Raw genomic sequence first — 22667 nt, 5'->3', positions numbered from 1 at the left:
ACAAAAATAAGGAGGGGTTCGAATGGGCACTTTTACAGCGCAGTTACTAGTTGGTCAGGCGCATCCATATGAAGGAGGAATTTGTGGAATTACGCACACACTTCAGTTATCTGAGAACGGGAGGCCTGCATGGGTCCTAGTCTCAACAAATGATGAAAAGGATACAAAGATTACAAAGATTACGTGGATTCCTACTCTCGAACATATGCTTGAGGATGCATTGTTAATGATTGGATTGTACGTGTGAAAGGATGAAGCTTTATACAAAATGAAAGAAAAATATTTTACTAATCAACTGAAGAATTATGTTGAACTCTACGAAGATATCGCTCCAAACCACTTAGAAGAAATGCGCGCCCGTTGTCGTGACATCTCAAGCACATCAAAAATTATGATTTCGGTATTTTAAGGCTCAACGATACAACTGCAAATCCCAGTGATTCGTGCGTACGATTATGATTTTGAAGTTTGTCTATCAGTCTATCAAAAGGTTTTCAACGTCTGGAGTCGCGAGCGTGAGGAACGTGGCGGGTTAAAGCCATCATAAGAAATGATGGCCTTTTTCTCAGTTTTTATCAACAGAAGCAAGCTTTTCTCAGATTAGGGGTGTGACAAGGCTGTCACATCATATTTGCGATAATGAGGCTAGGAAATGAAAGGGAGATGATACGATGAAAACGTGGAATCAATTATTGAAACGTCATGGCTGGATGTTGTCGGAAGAGGAAAGAAACATATTTAATTGTAAAAATGAAACCGAATTAAACCTGCAATTTTTATGGGGGCGTCTGGAGAAGGCGCATATCCCGTTTACAATAAAAGATGATAAGCTAATCCTTCTTGAGGAAATAGACAGTGAAGCAAGCTGGATCGAAGCTCTTCAATTTCCAGGTCGGGGAAGAGGAGAAGGCTTGTGGTTTCGTCCGGGTCAAGAGGTGCCAAAGGTTAGTGAACTCGACTTATATATTTGTGGATTGGTGCGCCAGTTAAACCGCCTTGGTTTTTATACGATGGGCTCCTGTGACGGGCATGGCAGAAGAGCGGCACATGTGATGATAACGAAAAACTGTGACATCGAAATGCTACAAGAGCTGTTACTCGCAGTGGGCATGAAGCGTGTTCACTTAATTGAACGTCACAATCATTACCAACTACAATTACGTTGTAGCGAACATGAACTACTAGACTTAGCAGAAAGCTGGAGTCAAATAGAGGAAAGCTGGTTAGGAAAAGGTGTTGAATATATAAAAGAACAAGTATTCTATCGCCAACTTGAATACTTGCTCATGATACCGGGAGCAAGTGGAAATGAAGGAAAAGTGAGAGAGTATGTGATTGATAGACTCTCTTCGTACATGGACCATCTTACTGTCGACCATGCTGGAAATGTGTTAGCTGAAAAAACGTATCGAAATGGCCATGGCCCAACCATATTGCTGAATGCTCACCTTGACACGGTTTATGAACTAGAAGAAGGAAGGGAAATTATCAAGAATGGAACGGTCTGGTCGAGCAGTAAAGGAATTTTGGGAGCTGATGACCGAGCGGGGGTTGCGGTTGTCCTTCACCTGGTTGAACACCTTTATCAATCGTCTTTTAGCGGAAAAGTGAAGGTTATTTTTACCGTCGAAGAGGAATGTGGTTTAGTTGGTGCAGCAAGGTAGACGATTATTTCCTTTGGGGAACCGATGGAGCGATTGTTGTAGATCGCCATGGCACTGGAGATATAGTAACGTCTTGCGGAAGCTTTCTCCCGTTTTGCCATAAAGGCTATGGTCATTTCTTTGAAAAAGTAGCAGAGGAAGAAGGACTAACTGGTTGGGCGACGACAATGGGTGGAAGCAGTGATACGAGAATTTGGACAGGTCATGGCATACAAAGCGCAAACCTATCAGCCGGCTATTGGAATGAGCATACCGATGAAGAGACACTAGAAGTCGCAGCTTGCTATCAGACAGCAAAACTCTTAAAAGCAGTTTTAAAAAGAGGCAACGAATTAAGAAATATCATTCGAAAAATAAATAGGCAACAACCAGTTGTTAGAAACCGGAGAAAAGCTCAATAAGAAATGAGGGGTACACCAGCACTTCTTTAATAACTTTTACATAAAGGAGTATTGTTATTCATGATGAATTGAATATGGAACTGTTTTGCTAGAAGAACCCTATGATGTATATGTATTAAAAATAAACACCTATGTACTAGTGTTGAGGGACCTCGAATACTACTTTTTTAGTCCTGCTACCTAATACTAGATAATAGGTTCCTGTCCCCTACATCTAAAAGCAATGGGAGTCAGGGACTATTACCTTAGTAAAAAACAAGCTAACCTTTTTGAATTATTAGACAAGGATTATTAGCAATAGTGGCGTGCTGGGATAATTATATATAGCAGTATCTTGATGGAAAGGTGCTTTATAAAGAGGACCTTTTGTCATATACGTTTAAAAAGTGGTGGATAAATTACATAGAAGCATTTTTTTTATTGCCAATAGCATGTTTTTATAAAGGTTACAGAATTTTTAATAAATAGCACTGTGATTATGGTAAAATATTACTATATGAAATTCTATTAATTAAATGAAAGTGAAATTTTATTATAAGGTTTCAATAGTTGAAGTACAGATTTTATGGGAAGAGGTGGAGTATATGAACTTATTTACAGAAAATAACTCACTCAAATCAATGAATGAAATATTAGTTGAACAAATTCCTAAGTACAGCTTAATTGGGGAATTGCCACTTTCTAAAAAAGATTTTAATTACCTAGACTCAACCATCACTTTTTTATATGAGAATGATATAAATACAAAGAATTTTTTTTGTGTATAAGGAAGCCTTAACATCAGCTATTAGGAGGAAAAGAAATGGCCTATTTACAATGTGGTAGCTGCAATTCGTTATTAAAAGGGTATCAATATAGTACAAGAGTTTTAGCTAGTGGAGAATATAGATTAGTAGAGTATAAAATTGGTTCAGCTTTAAAGCCAGAGAGTTGGAATAATATTGATGAAGCAACGAGTTGGATGAGAGACAAAATGGATGGTGTATTTTGTCCTACTTGTCAAAACGAAATTGAACTTGATCCTTTAGAAAGAGAAGTTTTACTAGATAATAGAATACCTGGAATCAGTTCAACCGAATTTAACTCAAGTGTGATTGTTGAAAAGTTAGAAATGTTAAGCCAAAAGGAAAGAGCTGAGCTATTTATTCACAATCTAGAAGAATCAGATCCAACTTTCGGAGAGATTGATGGAGAATTACCAGAAAGTTTACGTAATGCACTTGACCGAATGGGAATTCAATCTCTATTTACTCACCAATCAGATACATACAACGCGGTTAGAAAAGAGAAGGATGTAGTCCTTGTTACACAAACAGCATCTGGGAAAACACTTTCTTATAACCTACCAATATTACATGGTTTACTAGAAGATTCAAATGCAAGGGCTTTATATATTTTTCCAACAAAAGCCCTAGCAGATGATCAAGTTGAACAGCTATACAGGTGGACAGAGGCAGAGGTAAATGATGTTGACGGCGACCAAGACGAATGGTTTGAGCGGACAATAAAGCTAGGTTCTACGTTTATACCATATGGAAGACTTGATGGAGATACACAACTTGGTTCAAGAAAAAGATTATTAAAAAATGGAAGAATTCTATTCACCAACCCAGATATGATTCATCACTCCTTGTTAAAGCAAGTTCAAGGGAATAACCAATCAGCTAGAGATATTGTTAATTTGCTGAAAAATCTAAAGTATCTAGTTATTGATGAGATGCATTTGTATCGTGGAGCCTTCGGAAGCCATGTTTCTCTAGTTTTACGTCGTTTACGAAGAATATGTGAGGAATTAGGTAATCCAAATATTCAATTTATCTTATGTTCAGCAACTATAGACAAACCGGATCGATTAGCACAAGAACTTACAGGAAAGGATGATTTCGAACTAATTGATAACGATGGTTCAGCGAAAAGAAAACAAAGTGTAATATTTTGGAACCCTGGTGCAACCTTGGATACAGGTGAGAGAAAAGCACCTATTTCAGATGCTTTAGCAATAGCTGAAGAAGTACTTGTACATAATGAGAAAGTCATTCGAACCATTCTGTTCCAAGGGTCACGTCTACAAGGAAAAGTGACATCAAAATCAATGAAGGATGTATTGAGAAAGAGGTTACGTTTGAAAAAAGAAAGTGTTAGCGGAGTCCAACTTGCAGCCTTTTATAATGGAATGCTAGCAGTAGATGAAAGAAAGCAAGTTATTAATGCGATTAAAAAGAGTGATGTCCACCTAGTTATTGCAACTAACGCTTTAGAAGTTGGAATTGATATTGGTGATCTTAGTTTCGCTATCCTAATTGGTTATCCAGGAAGTAAAGCAGCTTTTTCTCAACAAATTGGACGAGTTGGCCGTAAAGGTGAAGGGATTTCTGTAATGATTTTGGAAGATGAGCCGCTTCAACAATATTATATGCAAAACCCACAATTGTTCCTTGAGAAGCCACCCGAAGTGGTTAGGATTGATCCTAAAAATAAAGAGTTATTAAAGAGACATTTAACTTACCTTCAGGAAGAGCTAGGTAGAAGACTACATGTAGAGGATTTACTTATGTTTGAAAGTGATTCTGCCAAAGCAGAAAGTATTATAAGTGAACTTGAGGATCTGACTGAAGAACTAACAGATAGATGCAGTTTACGCTCCGGTACATCTAGAAGCTATAAAGTCGTATCAACGAGAAATCGCGAAGTAGTATTAGAGGGAGTCGATGAATGGACTGCGCTTCGTGATTTCCATGAAAGAGCAATCTATTGGAATGCAAATGAGAAAGGCTACCGCGTAGATAGTATTAATCGAAAATCACTAGAAATATTGGTACAACCGTTAACCGGAGAAGTTGAGTACTACACTCAGTCGATATTTAAGGATTCAATCACAATAACAGAGAATTTTTCCTCTGAGGATTTGTTAACGAATCTAACGTTATCCACGGGTGTATTGAATATTAAAAGAAGTGTCTTTGGGTACATAAAATCATACTTTAATTCACGTGTGCAAGAAACTCAAAATCTCGAAATTCCCTTATCATCAGATTTTAATTCCGAAGGGGTATGGTTCCAGTTGTCCAGACAAGTAATTCAACATTTGGAGGATTATCTGGGAGATGATTTAACAACTGAAAAACTTGATGGCTCTGTTCGTGCAGCCGAACATGTTTTACTTTCTGTTATACCAGATACAGTAATTTGTGATGGAAAGGATATTTCTAGTTTTTCAGGTTTATCAATTTCAAGTTTTGATAACATGCCAGTCATTGGCTTTTATGGTAACCTCTCAGGAGGAATGGGAGTTACAAAGGCAATTGGTGATAACCTTGATCGGATTACTAAAAGTGCACTCCAGTTACTGGAAAACTGTTCTTGTAAAGGCGGGTGTCCTTCTTGCATCCAATATCCTGGTAAAGATAATGGTGATTTATCTAAAAATGGTGGACATAAGGTACTCAAGTTAATCTCTGAGACCATTGAATCTCAACAAAGAGATGAGGTAGAACAATGCCTTTAGTATGTCAAGACTGTCTTACGACTAAGAAAAAACAAGTCTATTTCTTTCAGATTAGTAAAAAGTTCAAAGGGAATTCATATAAAAGAGAAATAAGACAACCTTCAAACGGCATTCACGTAGATAATTGGATAGAAGCAATTCACCTTAACTTAGAAGATGGAGTATACTGTCAAAATTGTGAATCGATGATAAATGAAATGTTTCTTACCCCTGAAGAAAAAGAGCTGTTACTAGATAATCGTAGAGAAACGTTATCTTTTAAAGAAACTCCTATTGAAGATATAGTAGCCAAGATAAAAACAGTAAGTGGAAAGGTCAGTGCAAGTGTAGAACAGTATTCTGTTCCACGAAAAGCGGCAGAGTTTGGTGATTTGGATTTTCCACTTACAAATGAACTTTCTAGTAAATTAAAAAAGAAGGGTATTGAGAGGCTATATTCTCACCAAGCTGAAGCGATTAACAAAGTAAGAAGTGGAGAAAATGTTGTTATAACCACAGGAACCGCATCAGGTAAATCACTGGTTTATACAATTCCTGCTCTTGAAACACTTTTAAAAGATGCGGATTCTACTGTTCTCTACCTTTCACCATTAAAAGCATTAACGAGAGACCAACTTCAATCGCTGGATATGTTTGATGATCACGTTACTAACGAGAACTCTTCCTTTGGGTACAAGACTCTTCATATAGGAGATAAGAAAATTGGAGTAGGAGTACTTGAAGGTGGGAAATCTGACTCTGTAAAAGAATTAACATATCAATCTGCTAGATATTGGTTAACAAATGTTCATTATTTACACTTTATCCTTCAAGGTGCTGTTCATTTTAAAAGAAAAAAAGATTACATTAGATTCTTTGGAAATCTCAAATATGTGATTGTAGATGAACTGCATGCCTACAATGGTGTATTAGGTTCTAAAGTGGCTATGTTACTAAGGCGCTTAAGGTCTTTGTGTAAAGCACTCGGGACAAATGTTCAATTTATATCTTGCTCAGCGTCAATTGGGAATCCAAAAGAATTGGCTGAAGAAATTACTGGGTTAAAAGGAGTAAAAGGTTTCCACTTGATTGAAAGGGATGGTAGTCCAGCATATAAAAGAGAAATATTGCTTTGGAATCCAGGGAAGCTAGAACAAGAGTCAGAGAATCGAACAAGAAGAGCTCCCATCTCAGAAGCCATTGAAATCTTAAGGACACTTGCTGGAACTTATAAGAAGCTCCCAAAAACAATAATTTTTTATGGAAATAGAAAAGCAACTGCTACAGGAAGTTTTGAATTAAATAATGCAATAAAATCTAAATTAGGTGAAGTACTTGAGAGTAGGGAAGATATACCAACAGAATTATTTTCTCCTTTCCATGCTCAGTTAAATGCATATAAAAAGCAAGAGCTTATGGATAAGATTAAAAAGGGTGAATTAGTAGGTATTGTTTCAACATCTGCACTAGAAATGGGAATTGATATTGGCGATTTAGACCTTTGTATTATGATAGGATATGCTGGGAGTAAAGCTAGTTTTCTTCAGCAAGCAGGGAGAGTAGGAAGGAAAGGTCCTGGCCTTGTCATTCAAATCTTCCAGGAAGATCCTCTAGAACAGTATTATGCAGCTAATCCTATAGAATTTATGGAACGTGAAGCAGAGCAAGTTACCATAGACATTGCAAATGCCAATATTGTAGCAGAGCATATGCAATATGCAGCACATGAACTTAATGGGAAGCTGGCATCAGCCCATAGTTTATTTAAAGTATCTGCAGCGCGAAAGGCTGAAGGTTTTGAAACCAAAATGGTGGAAGTAAGTAGAGGGACATGGGAACTGAGTACACAGGAACTTAAGTATAATAATCTATTAAGTAGTAGTAAAGTATATGATGTTATAAGTCAACAAGGTACCAATAGAGAGATTCTATTTGAGGGTGTTGATGAAAAATCATTACTAAGAGATTATCATTATGGCGCAGTGTTCCTATACAACCAGCGAACATATAAAGTAAACCGAATACTTCCAAGCAAAAATGAAATAATTGCTATACCATTTAAGGCAGATTATACGACAAGAGCCCAAATAAATGATTCAATTTATATTGTTGAAGAAGTGCAAAGAGATAATAGTAATAAACTATTAGAGATAGGAAGAGGAAAGCTTGAAATAACAAGAAGACTATGGGGGTATAAGAGAGTAAATTTATTCGGCGGGGGATCCTCTGAGCTTATTGAGGAGAATAATATGTATCCTGTTAAATATTTTACAGAAGGAGTTTGGATACAGTTTCCTGAAATTCAACAATATGATGGAGCTCTACATGTTGTCGAACATGCATTAGCTTCGGCTATTCCTACAGGTGTTAAATGCTCATTAAGTGATTTCTCATTATTGTCTTCCTCTAACCTTAAGGAATTTAACTCCATTCCAACTATTGTATGTTATGAAACAAGTGGCGGTGGTGCTGGTATCATGCAAACTGTATCAGAAAGACTATTCCATATCCTTAAAAAAGCTCTCGGTATCCTAAAAGCTTGCGGTTGTGCTAATGGATGTCCTAACTGTACACACTTATCAATCTGTGAGCGTAATAATGAGACACTAGATAAAGGTGGAGGGATTGAATTGATAGAAAATATTCTCACTACTGCTGAAGTGAAGATGGAAGTTTAGTAGAGTCCCAAAGTAAAGTAGTTGTAAGACACGTATTTAAGACCAAATACCTTAACCACTGGAATTTTTCAGTGGTTTTTTAAAAAAAAATGGGTGAATATACCAGTAGTTAAAAACTTTGATATAATTAAGTTAAAATATTTGTAGAAAAGGTGCGATGCAATCAGCACTCTTATTTAGATCCAGTCCTCTTCAATATTTATACATTACAGTTGCTATGGATGAAGATACGTAATTGAGTTTGTTTTAAGTTTTAAGTAATGATGCTAGCCATCACCACCAGTAATTTGTCATAAGGAATAATCCTTGCCGGATCTATTTAGAGCTTCCGTATTTTTGTGGAAAAGTAAATTTCAACACTAAGTATCACTGTTCTGATTTTATGTTTGGTTACAATTGAATAAAAATAAGAGTTATGCAAAGATAGATGAGGGTAGCTTATATAATAATGAAGTTTGATAAACATAAAAGTTATGGAGGAGGGTTCTCATGGGGAGCACGTTTAAATCCAATGATACACCAGTTTCTGAAATATTACGTTCTATTGAAAAAGGGATCATTCAATTACCTGATTTCCAACGAGGTTGGGTTTGGGATGATAATCGAATTAAAGCCTTAATAGCGAGTATCTCTAATTCATATCCAGTTGGGGCATTAATGTTTTTAGAATATAGTGAAAATGGAAATGTACGATTTAAATATCGTTCTTTTACCGGTGCAACAGCTGTAAATAATCCTGAAGTATTAGTTCTTGATGGACAACAAAGAATGACATCTATCTTTAATGCATTGTTCTCCAGACAGGCAGTCTTAACGAGAACAGATAAAAATAAAGAAATAAGTCGATTTTATTATTTGGACATTGAACGTTGTTTAAATAGTACAACAGATCGAGTTGATGCAATTATTTCAGTACCTGAAGATAAAATTGTGCGTTCTAATTTTGGACGAGACATCGAACTTAATTTAAGTACTAGAGAAAATGAATGCCAAAACAATATGTTCCCTCTAAATATAGTGTACGATCCTATCGAATCTCAAATGTGGATGAATGAATATCAAAAATGCTATAACTATGATCCAATAATTTTAGCAAAGTATGCGCAATTTTTTGCAGATATACTAGTTCCTATTCAAAGTTATAAAGTTCCGGTTATCACATTGAGCAAAGATACCCCGAAGGAAGCGGTATGCCAAGTTTTTGAAAATGTAAATACTGGTGGAGTCTCCTTGACTGTGTTCGAGCTAATAACAGCAACTTTTGCTGCTGATAACTTTGAACTAAGAAAAGACTGGGAGAAACGATACAAGAAATTAATTGAAAAGTCAGCTTTATCAGTCTCAAACCAAAAAGAAGCGATATTGTCAGTAGTGTCATCAACGGACTTTTTAACTGCAATAACACTACTGCATCGATTTTACATTAAAGTAAATGGTGGAGAAGCCATTAGTTGCAAGAAAAAAGATGTATTAAAACTATCTTTATCTGAGTATCAGCAATATGCTGATGAATTAACTGAGGGTTTTATTCAAGCAGCCAGCTTTTTAAAAGAACAACGAATCTTTTCTGCGAGAGATCTACCTTATAGTACACAGTTAATACCATTGGCAGTTATATTCTCCATATTAAAAACTAGAACACAAGATAGTACCATAAAAGAAAAAATCTCAACTTGGTATTGGTGTGGAGTATTCGGTGAAATGTATGGTGGTGCTAATGAAACTAGGTATGCTAATGATGTAGGTGGAATGATAGATTGGATTAATGGTGGTAATGAACCAGATACTGTACAAAGAGCGTATTTCCAACCTACGAGATTATTATCACTACAAACCAGATTAAGTGCGGCGTATAAGGGTGTTATGGCATTAATTTTAAAAGAAGGATGTCTAGATTTTATTAGTGGTAGTGCAATGGATTTTACAGTTTATTTAGATGAAAATACAGATATTCATCATATATTCCCTCGATCTTATTGTGAAGCGAAGCAATTTAATAAAAACAAATGGAACTCAATCGTAAATAAAACGCCATTATTCGCAAGAACAAACCGTATTATAGGTGGGAATGCACCGAGTGAATATCTAATGAAAATTGAAAAAAGTAATCATGTTGATCGCACTAATCTTGATCATTATATTAAAACTCATAAAATCGACGTAAATGATTTGAGAAACGATAACTTTGATGAATTCTTTATAAAACGTGCTAAATCATTATTAGGATTGATTAGCGAAGCAATGTCAAAACCTATTTCTAACCTAAATGGAGAAGATGTAATAGCAGGATTTGGTGGATCCTTGGAATAATTAGTAGCACAATTAGAAATATACAACGATATACTTTTCTGGGGTGGCATAATTGGTAAATGAACAAGATTATATTATTAAAAAATACAACTGGGTTGATGCCGAAGTATTGGCAAAGCGTTTTTTCTTTGGAGATAGCCCTGCTGGTATGAACTGGCTAAGAGATACTTGGAATGTACTAATGTTTGGTACATCAGTAAGAGAAGATAATATAGCAAAATCCAATCATCCGGTTGAAGACAAGGCTGAAATTTTGACATGGTTACTTGCATGCTATGACTTATATTGTGATTTTGAGGTGATAGTTGGAAAAAGAACTTATTATGAAAAGAATAATGGTGAAATCACTGATTATCAAAAAGATATTATCCTTTCTTTAAGGGACAAGGAACTATTACTTGCCATTGTCAATAATTACTTGAAGAAACAGGTTAATTATTTGAACTACTCTACTTCAACTTACCCAGGCCATTATTCAGCTTGGAAAGATAGGGAGATAAAAGAAGAGTTAAAGAAGGCTGATTTCGTAACAACACATTTTACTACAAATCATGAGGTACTTACAGGAGTCTACGTAAACCATGCAATTTTTAGTCAAGTTCTTACAAAACGAAATAACTTAATCTATACAATTAATAAACACTTTGATAACGATACTGAAAAAATTATTTTTTTTATGACAGGACATCATTGGCGGAAAAAATATTCTAACTATAATGAAATGGAACATGAGCTTTATCGAAAAAAAGACAAACTTGAAAAAATAGATAAATATGATCAAATTGCTCTATTTTTGGATCCTTTACAGGAAGATAGTCATCAACAATTAGATATTTTCAAAACCTCAGCTGAAGATTATTTTGAAGCTAAACTGCAGGAGTTAAAGGAGAAGAATCAAGTCTCAATTGAAAAGCCGAATGAAATTAAGGATAAACCGGCAAATAATTTTCTACCTAGCTTGAGAGAATGGATTCATCAAAAAATGCCACATCTACATAATTTGTGAGTAATGTAGGAGGTTTCAAAATTACAGTTAAAGTAAGCGGAAGGTGAAACTTTCTGTTCCTCTTTCGGCGACGACAATGGGTGGAAACAGTGATACGAGAATTTGGACAGTCCATGGCCTTCAAAGTGTAAACCTATCAGTTGGTTTTGGAAAAACATACCGTGAGGAGACGCTTGTGTTGGAGATGTAATCGAACGGCAATTAAATCTTACCGATTTGAACAAAGACAAGTTAGCCAATGAATTCTCGTTGGAGGAACTCGCAAACCTGAAGTGATATTAGAGTATATAAATGATAACCAGGATATTCAATTTTGAACCATTCCGATGATAGGGATGGTTCTTTTTATCTGCTTTTCAAGCTATTTGATCACTATGTTAAACTGTAAATATCTACATAAAAAGGGGGGCCTTATGCAAATTTATAATAAACTCGTTCGCGATAAAATTCCTCAAATGATTCAAGCATCTGGCAAGGAATGTCGGACAAAACTATTGAGTGACACGGACTACATAAATGAATTAAAAATTAAATTAACCGAAGAAATAGCCGAATACCAAGAAGCACTAACTGACGGACAAGCCATCGAGGAGCTGGCAGATGTGCTAGAAGTTATCCGTAGTCTTGCGCAGGTGCATGGGGCTGTTTTTGAAGAAGTAGAAGCTATCCGTCAGCAAAAGGCTGATGAACGAGGAGGGTTTAAGGGACGGATTTTCCTGTTGGATGTGGATGAATAAATATAAAAAGGCGTGGCAGATTGGAGGGGGTTAAGTGAGTCACAAATTAAAGGTCGGTGAGATAAAAGAGAAGTATTTAACAGATGAAGAAATCTGGAGGGTTTTCACTGTTGTTTTATCTAATAAATCGGTTAAATCCTCAACGTATAAATATGCATTGATGAAATCGCTCATCGAAAATTTATACCAGGTGAATGATCAGTATGAGCTAAGTTATGATCAATTAGCTTATTCCTTTACGAAGATCTACTGGAATTTAATCGTTCATCATCAATTGGTTCACCAAAATAGAGGTAAAACCGCGAGAGTTGTAACGATTATACAAGAGGCACAAATGAAACACGGAATTCCATCTGAAATGGTATTTGATAAAGTTGATGAATCATTACAGATACAGCTCGTCAGCAAGATTAAAACAACAATGAAGGAAAATGTCTATGGTGCACTTTACGGTGACACTAAGGGCAGCTTTTATGCATTTGAACATAAAACCGAAGTTTTAACGTTAAATCCAGCCGTACATGCTTTTATGCTAAACTATCAACGACTCATTGTGAATCTCACGAATTATCATATGGCAAGGATGATAGAAGAAATTAATGAAGTGCCAAGCATTAATTATTTACTTGGAAAAGTAGAAAGCATTGCGAGGCGAACATCTTTAAGACCGTTTGAAAAAGTGTTGCTTCATTATTTTAATGCAGAGTGCTTTTATTGTAAAAAAAGTTTAACCGGAGCGAAAAGAGAAACACATGTTGATCATTTTATTCCTTGGTCATTTGTTCAATCTGATCAAATATGGAATCTCGTTCTCTCTTGCAACAAATGCAATAGCTCAAAAAGTGACAAATTACCAGAGCGGAATTATCTTAAAATTATTATCGAAAGAAATAACGACTTAGAACATAAAAAAGCTGACCAAACCATCGTAACCTTAATGCGTTATTACAAGCCGAAAAAAATCATTATGCTGTATGATTACTCGATGAAAAACGGTTTTGATACGATTTGGACGCCGAAATAGACCGATTTTTAGAGCAACTAAGGAAACTCCCTATCCCTTATGTAATTCCTCATAATATCCAAAATATGCTAATATATTTACATAGGTCCTATTACTTAATAAGGAGGGGAATCATGTCAACGGAACCTGCTAAAGTTGCAAGGATTTTTGAATATTTGCTTGCAGTGAAGAATTTAAATGAGAAAGTGATACGAAATATAAATGACTATGAAAAGGTGTGGTGGGAAAAGGATTTACCGAATACTGAAGGCTTTTTTATCGGTGGGAAAGGAACTAATGAAGAAGCCTGGTATGAAGTACATAAGCAAGAAATTCTTCCTCCCCCTAAACCACCAACAGAAATAAAAAAATGGGTCATAGAATATGATAATCCAGATCAACAACCTAAAGTACATACTAGTATGGCTATAGGGATAGATGATGAAGGCAATGAAATTACTGAATTATTAGATAGGGATTCGGATTATTTTTCCTCTTATGAGAGTTGGATACAGGAGTGGAATAGTTGGGCAAAGGTTACATCACCCAAAAAGAAAGTCCAACAAATGTACATGGAGCTTTTTACGTTATACCAACGTTTTCAACGTGAAGGAGAAGATTTAGAACTAGCAAGTGGCCATGGGCTTCTTCAGTGGGAAGTTGAGGGTCATCAAATTTCTAGACATGTTCTTGTTACAAAGCTCGAATTAATCTTTGATGCTAAAAAAGGAATCTTTTATCTAGTTCCTACAAGTAGAGGAACCTTAATGGAAACAGACATGTTATTACATATAAATATTCCAAATGCTGCTCGGTTAATGCAAATGGAGAGCCAGGTAGAGGACTTTGAGTTTTCTCCAATTGATCATACCCACCTTAAGCCATTTCTACAAGAAGTCGTTCATACAATTAGCCCAGATGGTTTATATAAATCCGATAAACAAGATACTGTAAAGGGGCTAAGTGCACCAAACATTTCATACAGTACAGGCTTATTTATTAGAAATGTCGGCGGTAGGTTATGGCAGCAGGAATTATCAAAAGTAATTGATAAAATCAAGGAAGGCTTCCCAGTTCCTGATACGATTGAGATTTTAACCACAACTGAAACCAAAAGTTCTGATGTTGATCATACGCATTTCACTCAAGAAAGCTGGAGACCGGTTGGTGAACAGTTATTGTTTCCTCTTCCTACAAATAAAGAACAACAACTTATAGCACAAAAACTAGCATCCAATAGTGGTGTGGTTATTCAGGGTCCGCCTGGAACTGGAAAAAGTCATACGATTGCAAATCTTATTAGTCATCTTCTTGCACATGGAAAAAGAGTGCTAGTTACCAGTGAGAAAGAAAGGGCACTACAAGTTTTAAAAGATAAAATTCCAGAAGAGATCCGAGCTCTTTGTGTCAGTGTTCTAGGTGGGGATTCAAAGTCAGTAAAGGAAATTGAGGATTCTGTTCGGACAATAGCCGAGAATTTGGACTCAAAGCAACCAGAAATCTTTTAGAAAAATATTGACCGTTTAACAACAGAATTAAAGACCGTAAAAAGAAATATTGCACGGTATGATACGTTAATAAACCAAGCAGCAGAGAGGGAAAATGAAAGTCAGAAATTTGGAGAGCAAGAATTAACACCACTAGAAGGAACGAAATGGCTTAAAAGAAATGAGGAGCACTCATGGCTACCTGATGAAGTAAAGCCAAATACAGAATTTCCTCTTACAAATGAACAGTTAATAAAATTCTTTGAGCTTTTAAGAACTCTTTCAAGAGAGGATATTAACTCCTTAAGTTTAAATCTACCATCAAGTAGCATATTGCCTGATCCAAATGCATTTTCACAAAAAGTAGATGACCTACTTCATATAGAAGAAAGGATAAATCAAACAAGAAAAGACATTAGTGGTTGGTCTCCAAAAGACCTATCAAATGTAAAGTTCGATCAATGGATAAATACAACCAATACAACGATTAATAGATTAAAGGTACTTCAAAGTGAAAAATGGCTAGAAACCATTATAGAAGACTGTTTAAAGGATCCAGAACAAACAAACTACTGGTTGCAGTTTATTAATGAAGTTCGAGAAACATTAAATGATATTCAACTACTAGAAAAAGAGTTAAGCGAGCACTCATTTATATTTCCTTCAAGTAAAAGTCTACTTGATTTAAAAGAAGATTTATTAATCCTGAAAGAAAAGCTTTCAGCTAATCCTAAAGTTGGTTGGTTTTACAAAAATGTCTCGGGTAGAAAAATGAAATACTTGTTTGATGATGAGCTTAAAGTGAATGATTTACCTATTCGTAATGTAGAAGATGTTTTGCTTTTACTAAAGAATATTGAGTTAGTCACTTTTAAGCAAAGACTTACTACAAAATGGAACCGTATGTTAGAAGAAATTGAGGGGCCGTTGTTAGAGGAAAATCAAAAAAGACTTGTAGTATTCATGAGGGAGAAGTGTTTTTTAATTGAAGAATCAGCTAATTGGATCATAGCATCTAATCAAGAGTACAAGGAGTTATTAGATGTTGTGGGAACGCCAGGGAAACCTATTTTCAATGATGTTCAATGGTTTATGGGACTATTAAACGGTTTAGAGGCTCTAAAATTTATTGAAATAAGGAAAGAAGCACAACAATTTATTGACGAAGTAAACACATACTTATCAAATAGGATAAATCATATCAAATCGCATTCAATATGGAACGACTTTTTCGATGCTTTACAACAACGCGACAAAAATAAATGGAGAAACTGTTTTGAAGAAGTTATTCGATTAGAAGGACTGGAAAAAGACTATACTCAATTTACCAATCTAAAAGCAAAACTTTATGCAGTTGTGCCTAAATGGACTATGGAACTAATGGAGCATGGTGGAAAAGGTACTTCACTCTTCCCTCCTAAAGACATGTCAAATGCCTGGTTATGGAAACAGGTTGATTATTGGGTGAAGGAAATTCAGGCGAAACCTAAAATCGAAAAGCTAGAAGAGGAAAGAAAACTGGAACAATTAAAAGAGAATAAAATTATAAAAGATTTAGTCGCTGAGTCAACTTGGAAAGAACAAATAATTAGAACGACAGGTAGTCAAAAAAGAAGTCTTTTTGCCTGGTTAAAGGCTGTCCAAAGAATTGGAAAAGGGACAGGGAAATATGCAAATATCTATCGAAAAGATGCAAGTAAGGAAATGATGATAGCAAAAGGTGCAATTCCGGTATGGATAATGCCAGTGCAGCGTGTTATCGAAAACTTTGAATTAGCGGAAGATTTGTTTGATGTGATTATCGTGGATGAAAGTAGTCAAAGTAACTTATTTTCATTAACTACACTTCTTAGAGCAAAAAAAGCAATTATTGTTGGGGATGAAAATCAAATTAGCCCAGAAAGTGTTGGAACTGAAATTAGTGAAGTTCATGACCTAATTGAACGATACCTCTACGACATACCTAACAAAATGCAATTTGATATTCGCACAAGTTTATATGACACGGCGAACCGAATTTTTGATAGTAAAATCGTGTTAAAAGAGCATTATCGATGTGTACCTGAGATCATTCAGTTTAGCAATGACTTAATGTATGGAGGGATGATTGACCCACTTCGTCTTCCTATTGGGAGTGAGGTGTTTGAACCACCTGTTAACGCTATTAGAGTGGAGGATGGCTATCGTCTTGAAGGCACATCTAAAGCAATAAATGAACCCGAGGCGGAAGCAATTGTAGAATACATTGCCAATTGTATAGAAGATCCTAAATATAACAATAAGACATTTGGTGTAATCTCGCTCCAGGGTCATGACCAAGCAAGGATTATTGAGAACCTATTAAGAGAAGGAGGAAATGATTAACAGGAGGCTAATTACTGGAGATGCATATGCTTTTCAAGGTGATGAAAGAGATATTATTTTCCTTTCAATGGTTATTGCGCCGAATGTTCGTTTCGCTTCATTATCAAAAAGGTCTGATTTACAAAGGTACAACGTAGCAGCGAGTCGAGGACGAGACCAAATGATCTTGTTCCACTCAGTGGATCTTAGTCAGTTAAATCCGAATGATATTCGCTACCAGTTACTTCAATATTGTAAACAACCATACAGAGTGCAGGAAGCATTGAAGAAACATGAGAAAGAGTTCGATTCTGAATTTGAAAAAGATGTATATTCTCTAATTCTGTCTAGAGGCTATAGGGTCATTCCACAAGTTAAAGTAGGTACACTTGGTAAAAAAATAGATCTTGTTGTAGAAGGGATGAGAACCAGATTAGCAGTAGAATGTGACGGTGATAGGTGGCTTGGTCTAGAAAAATGGGAAGAAGATATGGATCGTCAACGAGTGCTAGAACGAGTTGGATGGACATTTTGGCGTGTCCGGGGAAGTGCTTTCTATGCTAACCCTGCAAACGCAATGGAGTCATTATGGGTTAAACTGGATGGTATGGGGATAGAACCAAATATTCTAACTGCAGATGAACAAGTAGAAATAATAAAAGAGAAAGATAACGTGGAAGATTTAGATATGAAAAAATCAACAAACCTGAATATGGAGAAAACACTGGAAAATCTGCCTGAGGAAAACAAAGATATTAGTAATGTACTAAAAAGTCATCCAGAACAAAAGAATCCAATTCCAATAAAAATAATAAATCAAAATTCTCAAGAAATAAAGCAAGGTGAAGAACATTCAAATACTCAAAAGACACCTACTAATAACCGTAATCAACCTGTTAAGATAAAGCAATTGGAGCTATTTACTTCTAATAAACCAGAACAACTGAAATTATTTGAAGACCAGTCTTCAAAATTGACTACTACTTTAGAAACGAAAGGAAATAAAATTAAAAAGACTGATTCATTAGTAGCATATTTAAAAGGTCAAGGATTTGATGTTATTGATATGCGCACAAAAGGTGGAGCATTATGGTAGTTGATGAACAAGGTTTAAAACCTATTTTGGAATCCCTTAGAAAACAAGGAATTCAATTTACCTATTCGGATAAAGGTAGTCGAGCTACAAAGAGGAGACCTTCTTGGTTTACGAAGTATAACAAATGATGCAATGAGTTTGGAGCATAATCCATTAAAATACTCAGGAACTAGCCTTGTTTGTTAAAAACAAAAAGAAGTGAGTTGATTATCACTTGTACTAAAAAAAATTTTATTTATTTAATTAGTATAAGGTTGCCTGTCCCTCAGGCTTTTAACGAAGTGGGGACAGGCACCTTTTCTTAAGAAATTTTTATACAGAGGATATTTGTGAGATTGTTCATTCAGGAGTTTATGGTTTTATTGATGTAAAAGTAGATAAGAAAAGCGAACATTATCCTGTGCAAATCTCTATTTAAGAAGGGCATAAGTATTACCAGTTAGAAAAACTTAACTACATAACTAAATAATTGATTATCAAAAGATCATTATAAGTTAAGTGTTGAATTAACAATAGAAAGATTGGAGCAATTTAACTAAAGACAGAGCAACTATTTAGATTTATGTATGAATGCTGCTTTTTATGTTTTGTTTATTATATTGTAAAAATGTTCATATAGAGAATGTTATTGAGTCTTATATAAATTTCGGGAAAGTAGTATTGACAAATCAATTATTGTTTTTTCTAAAATAATCCAATATAGTATATGCCTATGTTAAAATAGGTAAAAAGATGGATATTTTTTCTGGAGGTTTATTTATGAATATTGAGAGTAATCAAGAACAATTTTTAGATGACATGTCTAATTTAAAGCGAGATTTAATTAATTCTTTGAGTTTGGAAAGTGTTGAAAGGTATCGGGATGAGTACAAAGGGAAATATAGCCCTGAAAGATTTAAAGAATATTTTATTGAGAAGATTGTTATACATGCAATTTTTAAATACATATTAATTCGAATGATAGAGGAATCGATGCAAAGGGTAAAAGTGAAACTAAATGAAGAAGGGTTAAGTAATTGGTATGAAATGAGTAAAAACTTCAGGAAAGATTATGATGTACTATATCAACTTGCTGAAAAAGATATAAAGAGGGAGAGGGATCTTTCTGATATATTTATTGAGTCAATTTATGACGGAGATCAATTTGTGAGTAAAATGGAAAGAGTAATAACTAACCATATTCCTTTACTTGCAAAGTATGATTTTAAAACCTTAGATGCAAATACAACATTAACAATTATTGAAAATTTGTATAGTGCTGAAAAAAGGGAAGAACTTCAGAAGTTTAATCAACCTTCTTCCATTATTAATTTCTTATTACAACAAGTTGGTTTGGTATGAGGATGGTGCCTTATGATAAATAAAGAACTCTTAATTAACGATTTGAAAAAATTACATAAACAAATTGTTAAAGTCTATAAAGTAATTTTTGAGTACAAGTTTGAAAATGATTCTAAGTTTAAAAATTTGATTTTAGATGAATATAAAAAGGCTTTTAAAATTACTGTTGAAGAGAAACTAGCATGGAACGAGCAATACTTTCATAGATCTGCTTATACATTGTTAAATAAAATTTTATTTATACGTATTTGTGAAGATAAGGGATTTATGCTAAATGATGAAGACAAGGTTATGGGTGAAGAAGTTAGTCCAAATGCAGGGCAAAAGTTATCTCTAGTTGGATTTCAAAAATGGACAAAATTAATTTCAAATTATAGTTTATCGGAGTTAGTTAAATTTGCATTTAAAGATATGCATAAATCATATAATAATATTTCTTTGTATAAAGAGGATAAGTATGATTGGATGATTCCAAATAAAAAAGAAATCGACCTTCTCTTTCAAAACGAGGAGTTATATGAAAAAAATCACTATAGAGAATTTGAATTGATATTAGAAAATATAATAGTAACTCTTGATACATCGAAATATGACTTTGGAGACTCCACAGACAATGTCCTAGGAGATGTTTACGAGAAGTTTATGAATCGTGAAACTCGAAAAACATTAGGCCAATTTTATACACCAGACTTTGTAATTGAATATATTTTAAATAACACTGTTAAAAGTGTTAATGTAATTGAAAATCCTTTTGTTAGTATCTTGGACCCTTCATGCGGATCAGGCCATTTTCTTATAATGGCCTATGATATTCTAAGAGAAAAATTCGAAAAAAGTTTATTGATATTACAGGAAAAATTTAAAGAAAACTCATATGAGATAAGGTATGGAGATTTCAAGGAAATTGTAACTGGAGAAGATTATTGGACTAAGAAATATTTACATTATCACATTTTAAAGAATTGTATTTATGGAGCAGATATTGACCCATTTGCGCTGCAGATAACAACAATTAATTTACTTCTTAAGGACTTAGACAATTTCATAACTGACGAAATTAATATAATTGAATGTGATAGCCTAATAAAATGGGAAGAAGATTATGAGTGGCGAAAACTGAGAGACGAATTAAAAACCAGTGGTTTATTCCTTGAATTAAAATATGTTGATTTATATGGAAATAAGGAAATAATAAATCCTTCTTTTAATGATGCTTTTGACTTTGTGAAAAGATGTGAATTTTGGAATAAGAAATATGACTATGTTATTGGCAATCCTCCTTATTTGCTTTGTCAGGAAGGAAATGTTCCAAATGATAAAGTCTATTATTACAGAAATCGTTATGAATCAGCACAATACAAAACTGATTTATTTCACCTATTTCTGGAGAGAGGGTTAATATCCACAAATGACAATGGATATATGTCATTTATTACTCCTAATACTTATTTGACAAATGTTTTTAATGATAAACTAAGAGGCTTTTTATTACAGTTTGATATACAAGAAATAAGGATTATTCCAAAAGAAGTCTTTAAAGATGCATATGTAGATGTAGCAATTATTAAAGTAAAGAAAAATGATCTGGACGAAGATAGTGTCTTAGTAAAAGAAGACAGTGAAAATGAAATTATTGAACATTATGCAAGTCAAAAGGAGTTTCTAAAGAATCATAAATATATTTTTAATCTAAGGTCTGAAAACACACATGAGTTGGGTCAATACGAAGAATTAGGTAGTCTAGTACGTGTTTATTTTGGGGCGCAGACTTTTGATAAAAATAAATATATTAGTAATATAAAGCATAATGACGAATGGATTCCATGTATAAATGGTAAAGACATTCAAAAATATTATATAGATCAGCAGGAGGGAACATTTTTACACCATAAACCTGAGAATATAAAATCAGGAGGAAATGATAGTTTTCAACTGACAGAAAAGTTAGTTGTTAGACAAATTGGTGGACCGGAGCCAATTTGTGCTCATGATACTGGTGAATATTATTCCATAAATACACTATATAATTTAGTGCCTAAACATCCTAATCTTGACTTGAAATATATTTTAGCAATTTTAAATTCAAATTACATGAAGGATTACTGGTTAAAAAATTATAGCGATAACAAAAAACTATTTCCTAAAATAAAAAAACACCAATTAGAAGAATTACCAATAAAATTTACTGAACCTGAAAGGGTGGAAATTATTTCCAATTTAGTGAATGAGATTATAGGAAATCTAAAATCAATAAAAAGGTTATACAATGAAATGCAATTTACTTCTAATGACGTCAATGGTATTAAAGAAGAATACGCTAAGGTACAAATAAAAATTGATTTATTAAATGCAAAAGTTGAAGATAATATTCATGAAATAAATGAGTTTGTCGATCATTTATACGCTGTAAAACCAAATGAAATACTTCTTAATAATTCAAATGATGAATATAAAAAGTTGTTTAATGGAAATGATTTTACAAAGAGTTATGAGCATATAAAACAACACTGTTATGAACACAAATTAAGTTTGGTAGGTGCTTTATCATATAGAAATCAACATATAAAAAATGAGGACTTTTATATGATAGAAGGTTTTAGTGTAAACTTACTTAGATATTCAAAATTATATATATTAAATAAATCTATAGATTTGTTAGAAATTAATTCTTATTATTCGATTAAATTAATTGAAAATAAAATAACAAACGATAAGAAACTTTCAGGATTTGTGACCATATTAAAAGGAAATAATTTTACAAAGAAATCAGGAGAGGTAATTAAAAAAGTTTTAAATGAATATTCGGATACATTCAAAACTTACCTAAAAAATAAAAAAGAAAATAAGACTCCAAAACGACTAGTTAAATATGATACCGATGTATATGGTCTTTCAAATAATTCCGATGAAGTTCACAAGAAGTATTTTGTAGATTCACTTGAATATTTTACTTCATCTTCTAATGAAAAATATACTGGAACAGTATTTGAGGGTATGAGTAAAACAAACAAAAAGGCAGAAGAATTCTTAAAAACACTTACAGAATTAGATTTTATTGATAAAAAGGATTATATTGATTTACTTACCGAAAAGGTAAGAAAGACTTTTAATTAGATG

General features: G+C 34.0%; 16 protein-coding genes. All 16 read left to right on the top strand.

Annotation, left to right across the window (positions count from 1 at the left end):
- Nucleotides 1-22 precede the first annotated feature (22 nt).
- A complete protein-coding gene (locus D9842_RS06735) occupies nucleotides 23-247 on the top strand; it encodes a hypothetical protein (RefSeq protein WP_121661857.1) in 225 nt (74 codons plus the stop codon).
- A 424-nt stretch (nucleotides 248-671) separates the two neighbouring features.
- Nucleotides 672-1664, top strand: a complete 993-nt coding sequence (locus D9842_RS06730; protein ID WP_257535995.1) for a M20/M25/M40 family metallo-hydrolase — start codon at nucleotides 672-674, stop codon at nucleotides 1662-1664.
- On the top strand, nucleotides 1637-2065 hold the full coding sequence (locus tag D9842_RS26235) for a hypothetical protein (RefSeq protein WP_257535994.1): 429 nt from the start codon (nucleotides 1637-1639) through the stop codon (nucleotides 2063-2065). The genes D9842_RS06730 and D9842_RS26235 overlap by 28 nt, the downstream gene beginning before the upstream one ends.
- Before the next feature lie 584 nt (nucleotides 2066-2649).
- Nucleotides 2650-2832, top strand: a complete 183-nt coding sequence (locus tag D9842_RS06725) for a hypothetical protein (protein WP_121661856.1) — start codon at nucleotides 2650-2652, stop codon at nucleotides 2830-2832.
- A gap of 35 nt (nucleotides 2833-2867) precedes the next feature.
- Nucleotides 2868-5570, top strand: a complete 2703-nt coding sequence (locus D9842_RS06720) for a DEAD/DEAH box helicase (RefSeq protein WP_121661855.1) — start codon at nucleotides 2868-2870, stop codon at nucleotides 5568-5570.
- The gene (locus tag D9842_RS06715; RefSeq protein ID WP_121661854.1) at nucleotides 5561-8227 is read left to right on the top strand and encodes a DEAD/DEAH box helicase; all 2667 of its coding nucleotides are present in this window, start codon (nucleotides 5561-5563) and stop codon (nucleotides 8225-8227) included. The genes D9842_RS06720 and D9842_RS06715 overlap by 10 nt, the downstream gene beginning before the upstream one ends.
- A 489-nt stretch (nucleotides 8228-8716) precedes the next feature.
- Nucleotides 8717-10537 carry a GmrSD restriction endonuclease domain-containing protein gene (locus D9842_RS06710; RefSeq protein ID WP_121661853.1) on the top strand — a complete coding sequence of 607 codons (1821 nt, stop codon included), beginning with the start codon at nucleotides 8717-8719 and terminating at the stop codon, nucleotides 10535-10537.
- Nucleotides 10538-10589: 52 nt separating this feature from the next.
- Complete coding sequence (locus tag D9842_RS06705) at nucleotides 10590-11543, top strand: hypothetical protein (protein WP_121661852.1); 954 nt, start codon at nucleotides 10590-10592, stop codon at nucleotides 11541-11543.
- Nucleotides 11544-11956: 413 nt separating this feature from the next.
- Nucleotides 11957-12280, top strand: coding sequence for a nucleoside triphosphate pyrophosphohydrolase (locus tag D9842_RS06700; RefSeq protein ID WP_121661851.1), 324 nt, complete (start codon nucleotides 11957-11959; stop codon nucleotides 12278-12280).
- A gap of 34 nt (nucleotides 12281-12314) precedes the next feature.
- Nucleotides 12315-13304, top strand: a complete 990-nt coding sequence (locus D9842_RS06695) for an HNH endonuclease (RefSeq protein ID WP_121661850.1) — start codon at nucleotides 12315-12317, stop codon at nucleotides 13302-13304.
- 113 nt (nucleotides 13305-13417) lie between these two features.
- Complete coding sequence (locus tag D9842_RS26230) at nucleotides 13418-14791, top strand: AAA domain-containing protein (RefSeq protein ID WP_257535993.1); 1374 nt, start codon at nucleotides 13418-13420, stop codon at nucleotides 14789-14791.
- A 312-nt stretch (nucleotides 14792-15103) separates the two neighbouring features.
- Entirely contained in the window at nucleotides 15104-17134 is a 2031-nt protein-coding gene (locus tag D9842_RS26225; protein ID WP_257535992.1) for a DEAD/DEAH box helicase, read from the top strand.
- A complete protein-coding gene (locus tag D9842_RS26220) occupies nucleotides 17127-18209 on the top strand; it encodes a hypothetical protein (RefSeq protein WP_257535991.1) in 1083 nt (360 codons plus the stop codon). Before D9842_RS26225 ends, D9842_RS26220 begins: the two co-directional genes overlap by 8 nt.
- The gene (locus tag D9842_RS26215) at nucleotides 18203-18337 is read left to right on the top strand and encodes a hypothetical protein (RefSeq protein ID WP_257535990.1); all 135 of its coding nucleotides are present in this window, start codon (nucleotides 18203-18205) and stop codon (nucleotides 18335-18337) included. The genes D9842_RS26220 and D9842_RS26215 overlap by 7 nt, the downstream gene beginning before the upstream one ends.
- Nucleotides 18338-18968: 631 nt before the next feature.
- A complete protein-coding gene (locus tag D9842_RS06685) occupies nucleotides 18969-19550 on the top strand; it encodes a hypothetical protein (protein WP_121661849.1) in 582 nt (193 codons plus the stop codon).
- A gap of 12 nt (nucleotides 19551-19562) precedes the next feature.
- Complete coding sequence (locus tag D9842_RS06680; RefSeq protein ID WP_121661848.1) at nucleotides 19563-22664, top strand: N-6 DNA methylase family protein; 3102 nt, start codon at nucleotides 19563-19565, stop codon at nucleotides 22662-22664.
- Nucleotides 22665-22667: the final 3 nt, after the last annotated feature.

It is taken from the genome of Metabacillus litoralis (genome assembly GCF_003667825.1).
Taxonomy (GTDB): domain Bacteria; phylum Bacillota; class Bacilli; order Bacillales; family Bacillaceae; genus Metabacillus; species Metabacillus litoralis_B.
The sequence above is the reverse complement of the archived record's forward strand: the minus strand, read 5'-3'. Positions and strand labels throughout refer to the sequence as shown.